Consider the following 16887-nt stretch of genomic DNA (forward strand, 5'->3'; position numbering starts at 1 on the left):
GAGGAGCTGAGAGATGGAACTCCACGACGTCTGGTTCGTGCTCATCGCCGTCCTCTGGACCGGCTACTTCTTCCTGGAGGGATTCGACTTCGGGATCGGTGTCCTCACCAAGCTGCTGGCCCGGGACCGCAAGGAGCGGCGGGTTCTGATCAATACGATCGGGCCCGTCTGGGACGGAAACGAGGTGTGGCTGCTCAGCGCGGGCGGCGCGACCTTCGCCGCCTTCCCAGAGTGGTACGCCACCCTGTTCTCCGGCTTCTACCTGCCGCTGCTGATCATTCTGGTCTGCCTGATCGTGCGGGGTGTCGCCTTCGAGTACCGCGCGAAGCGGCCCGAGGAGAGGTGGCAGGCCAACTGGGAGCACGCGATCTTCTGGACCTCGCTGATCCCGGCGCTGCTCTGGGGCGTGGCCTTCGGGAACATCGTGCGCGGCGTCAAGATCGGTGCCGACATGGAGTACGTGGGTAACTTCTGGGACCTGCTCAACCCGTACGCCATCCTCGGCGGACTGGTCACGCTCACCCTCTTCACCTTCCACGGTGCCGTGTTCGCGGGGCTCAAGACCGTCGGGGACATCCGGGAGCGGGCGCGCAAGCTGGCGCTGAAGCTGGGACCGGTCACCGCGGTGCTCGCGCTCGGCTTCCTGATCTGGACCCAGATCGACAACGGCGACGGCTGGAGCCTGATGGCGCTGGTCATCGCCGCCGTGGCCCTGATCGCCGCGATCGGCGCGGCCGCGGCGGGACGCGAGGGCTGGGCGTTCGCGCTCTCCGGCGTGACCGTCGCGGCCGCGGTCGCCATGCTCTTTCTGGCGCTCTTCCCGAACGTCATGCCGTCCTCGCTGAACGACGCCTGGAGCCTCACGGTCACCAACGCCTCGTCCACTCCGTACACGCTGAAGATCATGACCTGGTGTGCGGGGATCGCCACCCCCGTCGTCCTGCTCTACCAGGGCTGGACGTACTGGGTGTTCCGCAAGCGCATCGGCACGCAGCACATCGCCGAAGCGCGCTGAACTGCCGGGCACGCATCCGGGGCCTGTCCGGCGCTGAACTGCCGGGCACGCATCCGGGGCCTGTCCGGCCTTGAACCGCCGGGCACAGCACCCGGGGCCGGACCTCCCGGCACGTATCCGGGGCCTGTCGGGACCCGGGCCGGCGGACAGGCCCCGGCCCATCGACCGAGTTCGCTAGGGGCTGTTTCACGTGAAACCGATCGACCCGCGCCTGCTTCGCTACGCGCGCGCCACCCGCCTCTTCCTGGCAGCCGTGGTGGCGCTCGGGGTCGTCGGGGCGGCGCTGGTCATCGCCCAGGCCATGCTCGTCGCCGAAGTGGTGGTGGGCGGGTTCGAGGACGGGCTGACCGTCTCCGGGCTGCGGACCCCGCTTATCCTGCTCGCGGCGGTGGCTCTCGGCCGGGCACTGGTCTCCTGGCTGACCGAACTGGCCGCGTACCGGGCCAGCGCGGCGGTCAAGTCCGAACTCCGCGGCCGGCTGCTGGAGCGGGCCGCGGAGCTCGGGCCCGGCCTGCTGAGCGACCGGCGCACCGGCTCCCTGGTGACGCTCGCCACCCGGGGTGTCGACGCGCTCGACGACTACTTCGCACGCTATCTGCCACAGCTCGGTCTCGCGGTGGTCGTGCCCGTGGCCGTCCTTGCCAGGATCGTCACCGAGGACTGGGTCTCGGCAGCGATCATCGTCGTCACGCTGCCGCTCATCCCGCTCTTCATGATCCTCATCGGCTGGGCCACCCAGTCACGGATGGACCGACAGTGGCGGCTGCTGTCCCGGCTCTCCGGGCACTTCCTCGACGTGGTCGCCGGACTGCCGACGCTGAAGGTGTTCGGCCGGGCCAAGGCGCAGGCCGAATCCATTCGCGCCATCACCTCGCAGTACCGGCGGGCCACGCTGCGGACCCTGCGGATTGCGTTCCTGTCGTCCTTCGCCCTGGAGCTCCTGGCGACCCTGTCGGTGGCCCTCGTCGCCGTCACCATCGGCATGAGGCTCGTGCACGGCGAACTCGACCTCTACACCGGTCTGGTGGTGCTGATCCTGGCCCCCGAGGCCTATCTGCCGATCCGCCAGGTCGGAGCGCAGTACCACGCTGCCGCCGAGGGGCTTTCGGCCGCTGAGGAGATCTTCTCGGTCCTGGAGACCGAGCCCCGGCGGGGCGGCACGGCGGACGTCCCGCAGTCGCTGCGGCTGGAGCTGGAGGGCGTGACCGTACGGCACGAGGGCCGCGGCGAGCCTTCGTTGGACCATGCCTCGCTGGTGGTGGACGAGGGGGAGACCGTTGCCCTGGTCGGCCCGAGCGGCGTCGGGAAGTCCACCCTTCTCGACGTGGTGCTGGGCTTCACGGCGCCGGACGAGGGGCGGGTACGGGTCGGCGGCGTCGATCTGGCGACCCTGGCCCCGGAACGCTGGCGGGAACGGATCGCCTGGGTCCCGCAGCGCCCGCACCTCTTCGCGGGCACCATCGCGGAGAACGTAAGGCTGGCCCGGCCGGACGCGGACGACGGCGCGGTGACGGCGGCGTTGCGGGACGCCGGGGCCTACGACTTCGTGGCGGAACTGCCGGACGGTGCGCAGACGCTCCTCGGCGAGGACGGTGCGGGCCTCTCCGCCGGTCAGCGCCAGCGACTCGCCCTCGCGCGCGCCTTCCTCGCCGACCGCCCGCTGCTGCTGCTCGACGAGCCGACCGCGAGCCTGGACGGCGAGACGGAAGCGGGGATCGTCGAGGCGGTACGGAGACTGGCGCAGGGGCGGACCGTGCTGCTGGTCGTGCACCGCCCGGCGCTGCTTCCGCTGGCCGACCGGGTGGTGGGACTGGAGCCTGGAGTGACACTCCGGCCGGAGAAGCCCGAGGAGTCCGTCGCGGTGCCACGTCCCACGGACGCACCCGCCGCAGGAAGTCCCGCGCCGCCGGAGCCCGAGGCGTTGCAGGACACGGCGGCCCGCCCCGGGCGGGTCCTCGCCCGGGTCCGGGAGTCCGCCGGGGCGCAACGCGGACAGCTGGCACTCGCGCTGCTGCTGGGAAGCCTCGCCCTGGGCTCGGCCGTCGGGCTCATGGCCGTCTCCGGCTGGCTCATCTCCCGCGCCTTTGAGCAGCCGCCGGTGCTCTATCTGATGGTCGCCGTGACCGCGACCCGCGCCTTCGGCCTCGGACGGGCCGTCTTCCGCTACGCCGAGCGCCTGGTGTCGCACGACGCGGTGCTCAAGATGCTCGCCGAGCTGCGCGTCGCGGTCTACCGCGGGCTGGAGCGCATCGCGCCGGCCGGTCTGCGCCGGACCCGGCGCGGGGACCTGCTCTCCCGGCTCGTGGCCGATGTCGACGCCCTGCAGGACTACTGGCTGCGCTGGCTGCTGCCCGCCGGGACCGCCGTCGTCGTGGGAGCGGCGGCCGCCGGGTTCATCGGCTGGCTGCTGCCGGCGGCGGGCGTCGTGCTGGCTGCCGGACTGCTGCTCGCCGGAGCGGGGGTGCCGCTGGTCATCGGCGCCTGCTCACGCCACGCGGAACGCCAACTGGCCCCCGCACGTGCCGATCTGGCCACCCGGATCACCGATCTGCTCGGCGGGACCGCCGAACTGACCGTCGCGGGCGCCCTGCCCGCCCGCCAGGCGCGGACCCGGGAGGCCGACGGCGTTCTCACCCGCATCGCCGCCCGCGCGGCGACCGTCACCGCGCTCGGTGGCGGCCTCATCGCCCTGATCGGCGGACTCACCGTCGTCGCCACCGCACTCGTCGCCCTCCCCGCCGTGCACGAGGGGCGGCTCGCGGGCGTGGAGCTCGCGGTGGTGGTGCTCACGCCGCTGGCCGCCTTCGAGGCCGTGACCGGTCTGCCGCTCGCCGTGCAGTACCGGCAGCGGGTCAAGCGCAGCGCGGAGCGGGTGTACGAGGTGCTGGACGCCCCGCTGCCCGTGCGCGAACCGGACAGCCCGGCCGGGACGCCCGGATCGCCCTTCCCGCTGGAGGTACGGGGGCTGTCCGCCCGGTACGCGGGAGCGGAACGGGATGCCCTGGACTCCGTCGACCTGCGCCTGACGGCCGGTCGCCGGATCGCGGTGGTCGGGCCTTCCGGCTCCGGCAAGACGACTCTCGCGCAGGTCCTGCTCCGCTTCCTGGACGCACGGAGGGGGACGTACCGGATCGGCGGCGTCGATGCCCACGCGCTGGAGGGGGACACGGTGCGGGGGTTCGTCGGGCTGTGTGCCCAGGACGCCCACATCTTCGACAGTTCCATCCGGGAGAACCTGCGGCTGGCCCGTACCGGCGCGACGGACGAGGAACTTCGGGCCGCCCTCGACAGGGCACGGCTGCTCGACTGGGCCGAGGCGCTGCCCGACGGGCTCGACACCCTCGTCGGCGAACACGGCGCACGCCTCTCCGGCGGCCAGCGCCAGCGCCTCGCCCTGGCCCGGGCGATCCTCGCCGACTTCCCCGTACTCGTCCTGGACGAGCCCGCGGAACACCTCGACCTGGCGACCGCGGACGCCCTGACCGCGGACCTGCTGGCCGCCACCCGGGGGCGTACGACGGTGCTCATCACCCACCGACTGCAAGGACTCGAAGCCGTCGACGAGGTGGTGGTGCTGGAGGCCGGCCGGGTCGTGCAGCGGGGCCCGTACGCCGATCTCGCCGCCGAGGAAGGCCCGTTGCGCCGGATGCTGGAGCGCGAGCGGGAGACCGGAGCGGTGGCTGAGGAGGCGATGGGCGTACGGGTGTGAGCGGGATCGCGCAGGGGTTTTGAGGGAGCCGTCGGCGTGCGGGTGCGAGCGGGGCGGCACGAAAGCTAATTTTCCTCACTAGTGGGGACTAACTAGTCTCGGGGTATGCCAGAGCCGGACCCGAAGGACTCACTCGAAGCCGCGACCCGGGCGACCCGCAGCCTGCAGGGACTGTCCACCGAACTCACCGCCCGGGTCCCACAGCTGCTGGAAGCCATGCGTTCCGTCGGCACGGGCCTCGAACTGCACTCCACCCTCGACCGGATCTGCGAGACGGCGGCCGAACTCGCCCACTCCCGCTACGCCGCCATCGGCGTCGTCGACGAGGAGGGCGAGGGGCTCTCCGATTTCGTCACCTACGGAGTGCCGGACGAGGTGGCTGACGAGATCGGCCACCGTCCCGACGGGCACCGCGGACTGCTCGGCGCGCTGATCCACGACCCTGCCCCGGTGCGGCTCGCCGATCTGACGGCCGATCCCCGATTCGCCGGATTCCCGCCCGGCCATCCCCCGATGCACACCTTCCTGGGCGTCCCGATCCGCGTTCAGGGGGAGATCTTCGGAAACCTCTATCTGGCGGAGAAGGACGACGGGGGCGAGTTCAACGACTACGACCTGCACATGCTGCGGGTGCTCGCCACGGAGGCCGGGATCGCCATCGGCAACGCCCGGCTGTACGAGGCGGCACGTCAGCGTGAGCGGTGGATCGACGGGTCGGTGGCGGTGACCACCGCCCTGCTCTCCGGCGGTGACGCCGATGACGCACTCTCCGTCGTCGCCGAGCAGGCCCGCAATCTCGCCGCGTCCGCCGCCGGGATCGTGCTGCTGCCGGCCGAGGGGGGCGGCCTGGAGATCGTCGCCGTCTCCGCGGACGACGCCGGTGTCCCGCTGGGGGTGATCATCGGGCCGGAGAGCCCGGTGGTGGCGAGGCTGTTGAGCGGCGAGGCGGTCTTCATCGACGACTCGGCCACCGATCGCGGCATGATCACCAGGCTGGCCCAGCACTTCGGCCCGAGCATGCTGCTGCCCCTGCACAGCGGTGGACGAGTGCTGGGCGCGCTCGCCATCCCGCGCGCCCGGGGCGACCGGCCGTTCACGGAGACGGAACGGACCCTCGCCACCCAGTTCGCCTCGCAGGCCGCGCTCGCGTTGATGATGGCCGAGGCACAGCGGGACCGGGAGCGGCTCGCGGTGTACGAGGACCGCGACCGGATCGCCCGTGATCTGCACGATCTGGTCATCCAGCGGCTGTTCGCCACCGGAATGATGCTGGAGAGCGCCCAGCGCCGGTCGGTCGTCCCCGAGGTGCGGACGGGGGTCGGCCGGGCGGTCGACGAACTGGACGTGACCATTCAGGAGATCCGTACCGCGATCTTCGCGCTGCAGCAGGAACCGGCCGAGGCGCCGTCCGGGCTACGCACCCGCGTGTTGCGCGAGATCAACATGGCGGCGGTCCCGCTGGGGTTCAAACCCTCGCACCGCTTTCTCGGCCCGGTCGACTCGCTCGTCGGCGAGCTGACCGGCAAGAACCTGATCGCGGCGCTGCGGGAGGCGCTGTCCAATGCCTTCCGGCACGCGGAGGCCTCGTCGATCGATGTGGTCGTCGACGCGACCGTCGCACTGCCCGACGGGAGGGACGCGGTGCGGCTGTCGGTCGCCGACGACGGGGTGGGCATCCCGGAGGGCGGCCGGCGCAGCGGCCTGCGGAATCTGGCGCGCCGGGCGGAATCGCTCGGTGGCGCGAGCTGGTTCGGGCCCGGCATCGGGGAGGACGGGGGCGGCACGACGGTGGTGTGGGAGGCGCCGATCTGAGGCCGCCAGCAGCTCGGGGCCCGGCCCCGCAGCGCGTCGGGGCGTGGGTCTCGGCGGTGCGCGCCGGCGTGGGGCGTCGGGAGCAGTGTGCCTCAGTGCGGGGCGTCGGGCGTCCGGCGCTCGGCGAGGATGCGCTCGATGACGACCGCGACGCCGTCGTCGCCGTTGGTGGCGGTCCGGCCGGACGCGGCGGCGAGCGCGGCCGGGTGGGCGTTGCCCATGGCGTACGACGTGCCCGCCCAGCTGAGCATCTCCACGTCGTTGGGCATGTCACCGAAGGCGACGACCTCGGCGGGCGAGATGCCGCGCTCGGCGCAGCAGAGCGCCAGGGTGCTGGCCTTGGAGACCCCCGGGCCGCTGACTTCCAGCAGGGCCGTGGGGCTGGACCGGGTGAACGAGGCCCGGTCGCCGGCTGCCGTACGGGCCAGGGCGAGGAAGTCGTCCGGGGCCAGTTCGGCGTGGTGGGCGAGGAGCTTCAGCACGGGGGCGCCGGCGCCCGGCGTCTCCTCGTGGAGCAGCTTCTCGGCGACGGCGACGGTGGCACCCGGGTCCAGGTGGAAGGGCGGGTAGGTCGGCTCGTAGTGGATGCCGGTGGTCAGCTCGACGGCGAAGGAAGTGCCGGGGGCAGCGGTGCGCAGGGTGTGCACGACGTCGAGGGCGATGGGGCGTGCCAGCGGGCGGACCTTGACCAGCTTGCCGCCCGCGTGCAGATCGGCGACCGCGGCGCCGTTCGCGCAGATCGCCAGGCCGTGGCCGTGGACGTGGTCGCTGACGACATTCATCCAGCGCGCCGGGCGTCCGGTGACGAAGAAGACCTCGATCCCGGCCTCCTCGGCGGCGGCGAGCGCGGCGACCGTACGGTCCGAGACGGTCTTGTCGTCGCGCAGCAGGGTGCCGTCCAGGTCGGTGGCGATCAGCCGGGGAGCGGCAGGCGAAGGCGAGTCGGTAGCTGAGGTCACAGGCACATTCTCGCGTACGACGGTGCACGGGCGTGCAGAGGGGCGCGCATATGAGGATGCGCGCCCCTGACCGGGGAACATGCCTGACGCATATGCCAGCGGGTTGGCCCGGCCGAGGGGGTCCGGACCGAGCCGCCCGGGCCCGGACCGAGCCGCCCGGGCCCGGCCCGAGCCGCCCGGGCCCGGCCCGAGCCGCCCGGGTCCGGACCGAGCCGCCCGGGCCCGGCCCGAGTTGGCCCGATTCGGCCCGAGTCGGTCCGTGCTGGGTACGCGGGCTGGTCCGGCCCGGCCGCCCGAGTCCGGTCAGCGGCCGAGCTGGGACAGGCCCTCGGTGGCGATGCGCTCGAAGATCTTCTCGTCCGCTGCGAAGTCGGAGTCGGGGACCGGCCAGTGAATGACGATCTCCGTGAAGCCCAGCGCGAAGTGGGTGCCCGCGAAATCCACGAAGGCGTCGAAGGACCGCAGCGGGCGGTCCGGCGTGAAACCGGTGAGAAGGATCTTGTCCAGCTCGGCGACATCCCGGCCGCTGGACTCGCAGGCCGCGCCCAGCTTGGTGAGCTGCCCGCGCATGGCCTCCACGGACTGCTCGGGGGTGCCCTCTTCGTAGAGCTTCGGGTCGCCCGTGGTGACCCAGGCCTGGCCGTACCGCGCAGCGAGCTTCATCCCGCGCGGCCCCGTGGCGGCCACCGCGAAGGGCAGCCGCGGCCGCTGCACACAGCCGGGGATGTTCCGGGCCTCGTACGCCGCGTAGAACCGGCCTTCGTGCGTCACCGAGGGCTCGCGCAGCAGCTGGTCGAGCAGCGGTACGAACTCGTCGAAGTGATCGGCCCGTTCGCGCGGCGTCCATGCCTCCTCGTCGCTCCGGCGCAGCGTCGTGGCGTCGAATCCATTGCCGCCGGCGCCGATGCCGAGGGTGACGCGTCCGCGGGAGACGTCGTCCAGCGTGATGAGGTCCTTGGCCAGCGTGACGGGGTGCCGGAAGTTGGGGGACGTCACGAGCGTTCCCAAACGGATACGCTCGGTTGATGCGGCGGCAGCGGTAAGGGTGGGTACGGCGCCGAACCAGGGCTGGTCGCGGAAGCTCCGCCACGACAGGTGGTCATAGGTGTAGGCGGCGTGGAAGTCGAGTTCCTCGGCTCGCTGCCACACTTTCTTCCCCTTGGTCCAGGGGTAGATCGGAAGGATCACGGTGCTCAGACGCATGGGCAGAGCCTACGCGGCGGCCGAAGGTCGCCATCCTCACGTCCGACGTCGACGACTTGTCCCGGTTGTGCGGCAGCAAGGTCCGGCTCATCGGCCTCTGACCGCAGCACTGTCCCGAAGTCGGTCACCGGAGTCCGCAAGAGCAGGGTGCCGGTCGGTTTCGCAGGTCAGCGCATGATGCATCAACGAGGCGCGAGTGACGTGGACTTGTGCCCCACCGCCCACGGGCCTGTCGTTCGTGTCACGCCTCGGTCTGCTGCCAGACCGCGGTGAGCGCTGTGATCGGGTCGGTATCGGCCGGTGCCGCGGGCCACCATTCGCCGTCGTCACCCCGGAGGTAGGGATACCAGCAGGTGTCGGGGCCCAGGCGCAGCTGGATGCCGTGGTCGGTGAGGGTGAGGCGGTTGCGCCAGGTCCGGAGAGGGCCGGGTGTGGTGGTCATCTCGGTGAGGGCTGTGGTCAGAGTGGCGCGGGCGGCCGACATCGTCGCCGGGGCTGGGGTGTGGGGTTGTTCGGCGACGGTGAGGCCCGTCGTGCCGCCGTGGCGCCAGGCGCGGGTGAGGCGGGCGAATTCGGTCGGTCTGGTGCCGGTGTTCTCGATCAGGTGGTGGAACCACTCGGGGCCGGGGCTGCACGCGGCGATCCGTACCGTGTCCTGGTGCTGGGTCAGGTGCAGGTCGGCGGTGTCACCCGCGAGGAGCCGTACGGCGCGTGAGGCGGTGTCGGCTACGAGGTGCTCCAGGTCCGTGGAGGTTAGGCCGCTGCCGGGTGGTGGGGCTACGGGCAGGGTCGTGGTGTGGGCGGCCGGTGCGGGGAGTTCTGGCAGCCCGGGGGCGTGTTCGGCCCAGTCGGTGTACGCGGCGGAGGCCGGGACGCCGGTCGGGGCCGGCGGGCTCGCTGCCTGCCGGGGCACCGTACGGCGTGTGCGCAGCTGGGCGAGGACCTCCTCGCGGCCTCGGCCGCGCAGCGCGAAGAGCACGAACGGGTCGGCGTCGATGGCGGCGGCGATGGCGTAGCAGAGCGCGGCGGCGTGTTTGCAGGGGTATCCCCAGTCGGGGCAGGAGCAGTCCGGGTCGAGTTCGGTGGGCTGAGGGAGAAGGGGGACGCCCGCCTGGCGGGCGTCGTCGACGAGTTCGGCGGGCATCTCGCCGTCGAGGAGCGCCGCCAGATGCCCGGCACGGGCCGCGACGGTGTCGAGCAGGGTGTCCCACTGGGCGTCGGTGAGGACGGGCAGACGGACCGAGGAGCGGTACGGGCTCGGCCGGCTGCCCTGGACGGCGGCCTTGACCCGGCCCGGGGCGACATCGGCTGGGCCGACCTTGCCCTGACGGGCGTAGGTACGTCCGCGGGACAGGCGTCCGGCGTCCAGGGTGGAGTCCTCCAGGGCCGTCACCCACGCCTGGCCCCACCAGGTCGTGGCGAAGGCGCGCTTGCCGCGGGCGGGTGCGCGGCGCTGGCCGGGGAGTGCGCGGGTCATGACTGCCTTCCCAGGGCGACGAGTTCGGCGAGTTCGGCGTCGGACAGCTCGGTCAGGGCGGCCTCGCCGGAGCCGACGACGGCGTCGGCGAGCGTGCGCTTGGACTCCAGCAGCTGCGCCACCTTGTCCTCTACGGTGCCCTCCGCGATGAGCTTGTGCACCTGGACGGGCCTGTCCTGGCCGATGCGGTAGGCGCGGTCGGTGGCCTGGTCCTCGACCGCAGGGTTCCACCAGCGGTCGTAGTGCACGACGTGGGTGGCGCGGGTGAGGTTGAGTCCCGTGCCCGCCGCCTTCAGCGACAGCAGGAACACCGGTACCTCACCGCGCTGGAAGCGCTCCACCATCTCCTCGCGCCGCGCGACGGGGGTGCCGCCGTGCAGGAAGAGGGTGGGGGTGCCGCGTTCGGCGAGATGTTTCTCCAGGAGGGTCGCCATCTGCTTGTACTGGGTGAAGACCAGCACCGACTCGCCCTCGGCGGTGATGGTGCCGAGCAGCTCGTCGAGCAGGTCGAGCTTGCCGGAGCGGCCGCCGAGCGGCGTGGACTGGCGCAGGTACTGGGCGGGGTGGTTACAGATCTGTTTCAGCCCAGTCAGTAGTTTGAGCACCAGACCGCGGCGGGCGATGCCCTCGGATTCCTCGATCTTCGCCATGGTCTCGCGGACCACTGCCTCGTAGAGGCCCGCCTGTTCGGCCGTCAGCGCCACGACCCGCTCGGTCTCGGTCTTGGCCGGCAGCTCGGGCGCGATTCCCGGGTCGGACTTCCTTCGGCGCAGCAGGAAAGGGCGCACGAGACGGGACAGGCGTTCGGCGGCCTCGGGGGCCTCGCCCGACTCGATGGCGCGGGCGTGCCGGTCTCGGAAGGCCGCGAGGGGGCCGAGGAGCCCCGGAGTGGTCCAGTCGAGGAGCGCCCACAGCTCGGAGAGGTTGTTCTCCACGGGCGTGCCGGTGAGGGCGACGCGGGCGCGGGCGGGCAGGGCGCGCAGCTCGCGGGCGGTGACGGCGTAGGGGTTCTTGACGTGCTGCGCCTCGTCCGCGGCGATCAGCGACCAGTCGGTCCCGGCGAGGGCTTCGCGGTCGCGGCGCAGCACCCCGTAGGTGACCAGGACGATCTCGTCGCCGGCCAGGTCGTCGAGGTGGCGCTCGCCGCCGTGGTAGCGGCGCACGGGAGTGGACGGCGCGAACCGGGCCGCCTCGCGCTCCCAGTTGCCGAGCAGGGAGGCTGGGCAGACGACGAGGGTGGGGCCGGCGGTCGCGGGGTCGGTCTGGCGGTGCAGATGCAGGGCGAGAAGGGTGATGGTCTTGCCCAGGCCCATGTCGTCGGCGAGGCAGCCGCCGAGGCCGAGCTCGCACATCTCGGCCAGCCAGGCGAGGCCCCGCCTCTGGTAGTCGCGCAACATGGCTTTGAGCGCGGCGGGCTGCGGGGCGGGAGTACGTGACTCGGGATCGCGGATACGGGCGACGAGGTCGCCGAGCGCGCCGACCGCCTCACAGGGGATCTGCTCGCCGTCCCTTTCCACCTCGCCGGTCAGCGTGGCGCTCAGCGCCTCCATGGGCGTGAGCGGTTCCATCCGGCGGCGCCTGACGCGGGCCACCAGCTTCGGGTCGGCGACCACCCACTGGTCACGCAGCCGGACCAGAGGGCGGCGCGTCTCGGCGAGGGCGTCCATCTCGGCCTCGGTGAGCGGCTCGCCGCCGAGCGAGATCTGCCAGCGGAAGTCGAGGATTGCGTCGGCGCCGAGGAGTCCGCCCGCACTGGAGCCGGGGGCGGTGCGCTGCCCGATCTCCGCGGTCGCGGTGAGTGCCTTGACCAGCTCACGCGGCCAGTGCACGTCGATGCCGACCGAACGCAGTGTGTCGGTGGCGTCGCCCAGCAGGTCGAGGGCCTCGTCGTCGGACAGGCGGAGTTCGTCGGGAGCGGCGTCCCTCAGCAGCCGCTGAAGCGGAGGCCAGGCGCGGGCTCCGCGGCGCAGCGCCAGCAGCGTCTCGGTCTCGGCGCGCGGGCCGAGCAGCCGTTCCACCTCGTCCGGCTCGCTCCACAGCCGGGCGGCCTCGACGACGAGCCCCGGATCCGCCGCGGTGTGCAGCTGCGGCACGGCCCGGAACACTCGGCGCCGTCCCTCCGGGGGGTCGACGCGCAAGGAGACGCCGACATCGGCGGTGAACGCGGCGGCGGTCTCCTCGGCCCACTCGCGCAGGGCGGGTACGGCACGCGTCTCGCGCCAGGCGTACGGCAGCGCCCCCATGGCGAGCGGCGCGGCCGGGGTGCGGACCAGGTCGTCGGCGACCGCGTCGCAGAACTGGCGTACCAGCGCGGCGGGTTCGGCGATCCGCACCGGAGGGGGGCCGGGCTCGGGCAGACAGTGGGCGTGGGGCGGGAACGCGGCGGCGAGGGCGTCCAGGGTCTGACGCTGGGCGGCGGTGTAAGGCCCCGCCTGCCAGGTGTCGTAGCCGGCGGGGGTGAGGGCGGGGTGGAGGCGGCCGTCGGCGAGCAGCCGGAGCGCGAGGCGGGCGGCGGCCTGCCAGGCGGCGGCGGACGGATTCGGTGGCTGTGCCCCGGTCAGGGCGGCGACGGCGAGGGCGGCGGGCAGCGCGTGGCCCGTCACCTTGCGCCGCCTGACCGAACGGCCGTGCGGCAGCACCAGTTCCGCCGTGTCGGTCTCGACGCCGGTGGGTGCCGTGTCCTCGGCGGCGGCCGCCCCGGCGGGCTGCCACAGCAGCAGTCGGCCGAGGCGGGCGGGCTCCCCGGGCAGGAACACCGCCGCCCAGCCGTTGTCGAGCAGGCCCCGCGCCCAGGAGGCCGACTCAGGTGCCGCCAGCGGCAGCACACTCCTGCGGCCCGTGCTCGGCTCCCGTGCGACGACTCGTGCCACCTTCCTCAACTCCATCCTTCTGTGAGCGAGACGCACCGTGCCTCGCTCATCACCACGTACCGGTCGTCCTCCGGTGAGTTCCGCCGCCCCGCCGTCACCGGCGGGAGCGCGCCTTGTTCGCCGCGGTGCGGATGCGTTTGGCCAGCCGCTTGTCGATGTCGCGCAGGCTCTCGCCCAGCTCGGCAAGCACCTGGGCGGTGGCCGGGTGCTCCACTCGCCAAAGGTCGTCCACCCGCTGTTCGAGCACCTCTGGTGCCACGTTCGGGTTCTCCTGGAAGCCCAGGAGCAGCTCCTCGTCCTCCTGGGCACCGACGAAGAGCGAGAGACCGTCGATGAACAGCCACAACCGGGCCTGCTCCGCGCGCGCCGCATCCGCGTACGCGTCCGCCTCAGGGCGTGCGCCCAGGGCCGCGGCGGCCACCTGGCGGCATCCCTCGACGTCGGAGTCCGCCGCCTTGCGCAGCACGCGCAGTGCTCGCGAGTCGTCGAGTACGGCCAGCACCGGCTGGACCACGGCGCGTCTGGCCGCGATGTCGGGGCCGTCGCCCGCACAGGCGTCGAGCAGTCCCACCGCGGCGTCGGCCCCGGAACGGTGCTTCAGCCACCCTTCGACCTCTTGGCGCGTCTCCTCGGGGGAGTAGCCCAGAAGGCCCTGGAGGAGGGTGTCTGCGTCGGATTCGGCGTACTCGCCGAGCAGCGGTGCGAGCGCACCGCATTCCATCAGGTAGGCGCGCAGCCCGTGGCGGCCGAGCGGGGTGAGCCGCATGCGGTCCCCGTTCTCGTGGTCCCACGGCCGGCCCGACGCGTCCGACCAGGCATCCGAACCGGCGAGCCCGCGCCCGCTGACGGCGTTCAGGGGCGTGGCCAGGAGATCCTCGGCCGCGACGACATCATGGTCACCGGGCACGAACTCCACCGCGCCCAGGTGGGCGAGCTCTTCCGCCAGGCCCCGGAAGGTCGTCGCGAACAAGGCCAGGAGGAAATCGAGCTCGGGCCCTTCAGCACCCGCCTCTCGGGCTTTCGCCCGCAGGTCGTCGATCTCCACCCAGGCGCCGTCCAGGGCGTCGTACAGCTGCCCGATCAGCGCGTCGGCGATCTCGGCCGACAGCTCGCCCAACTCGCCGAGCGGTTCGTCCAGTACCCCCGTCTCGTCGATCTCCTCCAGCAGGTCGCCCAGGGTGACGGACCAGAGCTCCAGAAGATTCTCGTCGGCGAAGTCGGCCGTCTCGCCGCCCCAGGCGCGGCCCCCGCTGATCGTGATCAGCCCGCGGTTCACGGCGAAACTCCACGGCTCGTCGAGAACGTCCACGTCCTTGGCGCTGCGCAGCGCCTTCAACGCACGGGCCCGGGCGGCGGCCTCGGCGTACGGCGAGGCCTCGTCGGCGAACTCCCATAGCCGGAGATCCTCGACGGCCTCACGGGCGAGCGCGGGCCGCAGCACCCGGCTCGCGGTGACCTGCCGTCCCTCGCGACACCAGGTGGTGAGCCGCAGCGCCGAATCGAAGAGCGGGACATCCCGCACAGCCGCCGCGAGGTCCTCCCGCGGAGCCAGGGTGACCGGGCGCAGCACGGGCATACTCGCGACCGGCCCGTCGACTCCGGGGTCGACCGGGCCGCCCGACCCTCGGCAGCGCCCGCAGGCGCACGATGCCGTGTCCTCGGCAGCCGGCTGTCCCCCACCGCCGCGCCCGGCCCGGGTACCGGCCGACGGCTTCGCCGTACCGGGCGCCGTGTCCGGCGTCAAACGGGCCAGCCGCTCAGCGATCCCGTCCCGGGGGAAGGCTGCCGGGTCGTAGCCGGCCGACCGCAGCTCGGCGACCAGCTCGTCGTACGGGCCGTCTCCCGCCCTGTCGGGTACTTCGAGGCGTGCCAGTACCTCGCCCAGGCCCCACACCCCGCCGATGTCCTCAGCCGGTACGTCGGCACGACGGCCGCCGACGCAGCGCACCGCTCGCTCCGCGCCGACCGGTCGCGGCATTGTCTTCTCCAGCGTGATCCGGTGCTCCCAGTCATCGCCGAAGTCGTAGACATAGCGCAGCCGCGCCCCGTCCTCGGGCAGAACATCACCGAGCGCGGTGGCGTGCTGGTCGCTGCTGCCGGGGCCGAAGCCGAGATCGATGTCGGTGAGCCGGGCCGCGTCGCCGTACACCCGGCCGGACTCGTCGGTGAAGAGGTGCAGATGGCCACCCTGCCAGCCGAAGGCGGCCTGGACGGCGTCGTGCAGGGTGCGAAGAGAGGTGTCGGACGGCAGTACGAGGCGCCGCCACAGAGGTGGCTGGGTGCCGTGCAGCGCGATCTTCAGCTGGAGATCGGACGGTGCCGCCCCCGTGTCTCGTCGCATCCTTTGTCTCCCACCCGTCCGAGGCCGCTCGAATGGCCCCAGCATGACGGTCGCGTGTGACCCAGCCCAAACCGGATCACTTCGGCGGAGGCCACTTCGGTCGTGGGGGCCCCGGTATCGCTCGCAGCGGATACCCTGCGTCCGCGCACCGACCTCGCGGCCCCGCCATTCGCGGAGGCAGGTCGCCGAACTGAGGAAGCTCACGGACAACGATTCCGGTTATGTCGCCGAGGCGGTGGCGCGGCAGTTGCGGCACCAGCTTCTGGGGGCGGACCTGCTGCGCCACCAGGAGGAACACGGGGCCTTCACCGAGGAGGAGCTGGCGGAGGCCCGTTCCAGGATCTCCGGGACGGCGAGCGCCGACGGGTCGGCGAGCGCGGCGTGAACGATCATGCCGAGACCGTGGTCCCGGACTCCCAAGGACTCTTCGCCTGGATCGCGCAGGACCGCAAGATCCTTGCCGTGTTCCAGGTGCTCCACGCCATGGTGCCGATTTCGTCATCGACGCCAACACCATTGTGGAAGTCAGCCATGCACGCGTGAACATGCCTCGGCTGCGGTGGGCGCTGCCCCGGGTCAAAGTAGAGCCGGTGACCGAGGGCGCGGCGAAAGCGTCCGCGGAACTGCTCAAGGCCGCGGGCCTGCACGGCCACAAGTACGCGATCGACGCGACAGTCGCCGAGGTGGCACTGCGCCAGTCGGGGGCCGGTGGTCGTATTGACGTCCGACATCGACAACATGACGCGGCTGTGTGGGGGCCGCGTCCGGCTCATCGGCATCTGAGCGGACGGGCGCAGGTGCCCGTGCGCCGGCCCCGGAGGGAATCCGTCCTGGTCACACCGTGATGGGTGAAAAAGGCTTGACTGAGGTGACGAGGGTGCCCAAACGCATACGCTGTGTCACGGCTGCTGCGGCTGTGAGTGTGGGGATCGCGCCGAACCACGGCCCGTCCCGGAAGGTCCGCCAGGAGAGGTGGTCGTACGTGTACGCGGCATGGAACCCGAGGTCTTCGGCCCGCTGCCAGATCTTCTGTCCTTCGACCCACCGGTGGATGGGGAGGATAACCGTGCTCAGACGCATGACCCCGACGATACGCGCGCTTCCCGCCGCCACGGATATGCCGACGGAGCAGATTCGGGAAGCCACGCCGACGTCGCGACGGGGGCCGCTACCGTGGCGTCATGGGCACGCTGGGTGGAGCCGAAATCGAGGCCATGATCGAAGAGGCGACTGTCGACGCCTATAACGAGGACGAGCAGCTGACCGGTCTGTTCACCATGCTTGAGGAGTGCCTCGACCTGCCTTTCACCACTGCGGTTCTCGGCGTCGAGGTAACTGCGCACGGCGTCGACCTCACGCCCGACGGCAGGATCGTCGCCCTGTGCTCTCGTGGCCGCGTCCGGCAGTCGATCGACATCCTGGAGCTGCCGTTGCCCAGCCCGGCGCCCGAGGGGGCAGAGTGGATCGAGGCGTACCGCCACTGGGCCGGTTGAGGCCGGGC

At 72.2% G+C, this 16887-nt stretch carries 10 protein-coding genes and 2 pseudogenes; 6 read left to right on the forward strand and 6 right to left on the reverse strand.

The window, feature by feature from the left end:
• The first annotated feature begins 13 nt into the window (after positions 1-13).
• The 3 genes from cydB (at position 14) to OH735_RS18730 (ending at position 6536) form a co-directional block, all read left to right on the forward strand.
• Positions 14-1015 carry a cytochrome d ubiquinol oxidase subunit II gene (gene cydB, locus OH735_RS18720; protein ID WP_406382672.1) on the forward strand — a complete coding sequence of 334 codons (1002 nt, stop codon included), beginning with the start codon at positions 14-16 and terminating at the stop codon, positions 1013-1015.
• A gap of 190 nt (positions 1016-1205) precedes the next feature.
• Positions 1206-4724 (forward strand): thiol reductant ABC exporter subunit CydD, encoded by a 3519-nt coding sequence (cydD, locus tag OH735_RS18725; RefSeq protein WP_406382673.1) that lies wholly within the window; start codon positions 1206-1208, stop codon positions 4722-4724.
• A gap of 105 nt (positions 4725-4829) precedes the next feature.
• Entirely contained in the window at positions 4830-6536 is a 1707-nt protein-coding gene (locus OH735_RS18730) for a GAF domain-containing sensor histidine kinase (protein ID WP_406382674.1), read from the forward strand.
• A gap of 92 nt (positions 6537-6628) precedes the next feature.
• Here OH735_RS18730 and OH735_RS18735 read toward each other — a convergent pair whose 3' ends face one another.
• The 5 genes from OH735_RS18735 to OH735_RS18755 form a co-directional block, all read right to left on the reverse strand.
• A complete protein-coding gene (locus OH735_RS18735; protein ID WP_406382675.1) occupies positions 6629-7495 on the reverse strand; it encodes a Cof-type HAD-IIB family hydrolase in 867 nt (288 codons plus the stop codon).
• Between the two features lie 303 nt (positions 7496-7798).
• The gene (locus tag OH735_RS18740) at positions 7799-8698 is read right to left on the reverse strand and encodes an LLM class flavin-dependent oxidoreductase (RefSeq protein WP_406382676.1); all 900 of its coding nucleotides are present in this window, start codon (positions 8696-8698) and stop codon (positions 7799-7801) included.
• A gap of 241 nt (positions 8699-8939) precedes the next feature.
• A complete protein-coding gene (locus OH735_RS18745; RefSeq protein WP_406382678.1) occupies positions 8940-10175 on the reverse strand; it encodes an SWIM zinc finger family protein in 1236 nt (411 codons plus the stop codon).
• Positions 10172-12955 (reverse strand): DEAD/DEAH box helicase, encoded by a 2784-nt coding sequence (locus OH735_RS18750; protein WP_406386630.1) that lies wholly within the window; start codon positions 12953-12955, stop codon positions 10172-10174. The genes OH735_RS18745 and OH735_RS18750 overlap by 4 nt, the downstream gene beginning before the upstream one ends.
• Before the next feature lie 184 nt (positions 12956-13139).
• Positions 13140-15386 carry a plasmid pRiA4b ORF-3 family protein gene (locus tag OH735_RS18755; protein ID WP_406382679.1) on the reverse strand — a complete coding sequence of 749 codons (2247 nt, stop codon included), beginning with the start codon at positions 15384-15386 and terminating at the stop codon, positions 13140-13142.
• A gap of 130 nt (positions 15387-15516) precedes the next feature.
• Here OH735_RS18755 and OH735_RS18760 point away from each other — a divergent pair, with 130 nt between their 5' ends.
• Complete coding sequence (locus tag OH735_RS18760) at positions 15517-15771, forward strand: hypothetical protein (RefSeq protein WP_406386631.1); 255 nt, start codon at positions 15517-15519, stop codon at positions 15769-15771.
• A pseudogene (locus OH735_RS18765) lies at positions 15768-16169 on the forward strand (DNA-binding protein). The gene OH735_RS18760 and the pseudogene OH735_RS18765 overlap by 4 nt, the downstream one beginning before the upstream one ends.
• Before the next feature lie 54 nt (positions 16170-16223).
• Here OH735_RS18765 and OH735_RS18770 read toward each other — a convergent pair.
• A pseudogene (locus OH735_RS18770) lies at positions 16224-16466 on the reverse strand (LLM class flavin-dependent oxidoreductase); the annotation flags it as partial.
• Between the two features lie 101 nt (positions 16467-16567).
• Here OH735_RS18770 and OH735_RS18775 point away from each other — a divergent pair.
• Positions 16568-16879, forward strand: a complete 312-nt coding sequence (locus OH735_RS18775; RefSeq protein WP_406382680.1) for a hypothetical protein — start codon at positions 16568-16570, stop codon at positions 16877-16879.
• Positions 16880-16887 lie beyond the last annotated feature (8 nt).

Source organism: Streptomyces sp. NBC_01618 (assembly GCF_045209435.1).
Classification (GTDB): domain Bacteria; phylum Actinomycetota; class Actinomycetes; order Streptomycetales; family Streptomycetaceae; genus Streptomyces.

Coding starts and splice junctions, on each gene's coding strand:
- cydB (WP_406382672.1), top strand. CDS start 14: ATGGAACTCCACGACGTCTGGTTCGTGCTCATCGCCGTCCTCTGGACC.
- OH735_RS18730 (WP_406382674.1), top strand. CDS start 4,830: ATGCCAGAGCCGGACCCGAAGGACTCACTCGAAGCCGCGACCCGGGCG.
- OH735_RS18740 (WP_406382676.1), bottom strand. CDS start 8,698: ATGCGTCTGAGCACCGTGATCCTTCCGATCTACCCCTGGACCAAGGGG.
- OH735_RS18745 (WP_406382678.1), bottom strand. CDS start 10,175: ATGACCCGCGCACTCCCCGGCCAGCGCCGCGCACCCGCCCGCGGCAAG.
- OH735_RS18755 (WP_406382679.1), bottom strand. CDS start 15,386: ATGCGACGAGACACGGGGGCGGCACCGTCCGATCTCCAGCTGAAGATC.
- OH735_RS18775 (WP_406382680.1), top strand. CDS start 16,568: ATGGGCACGCTGGGTGGAGCCGAAATCGAGGCCATGATCGAAGAGGCG.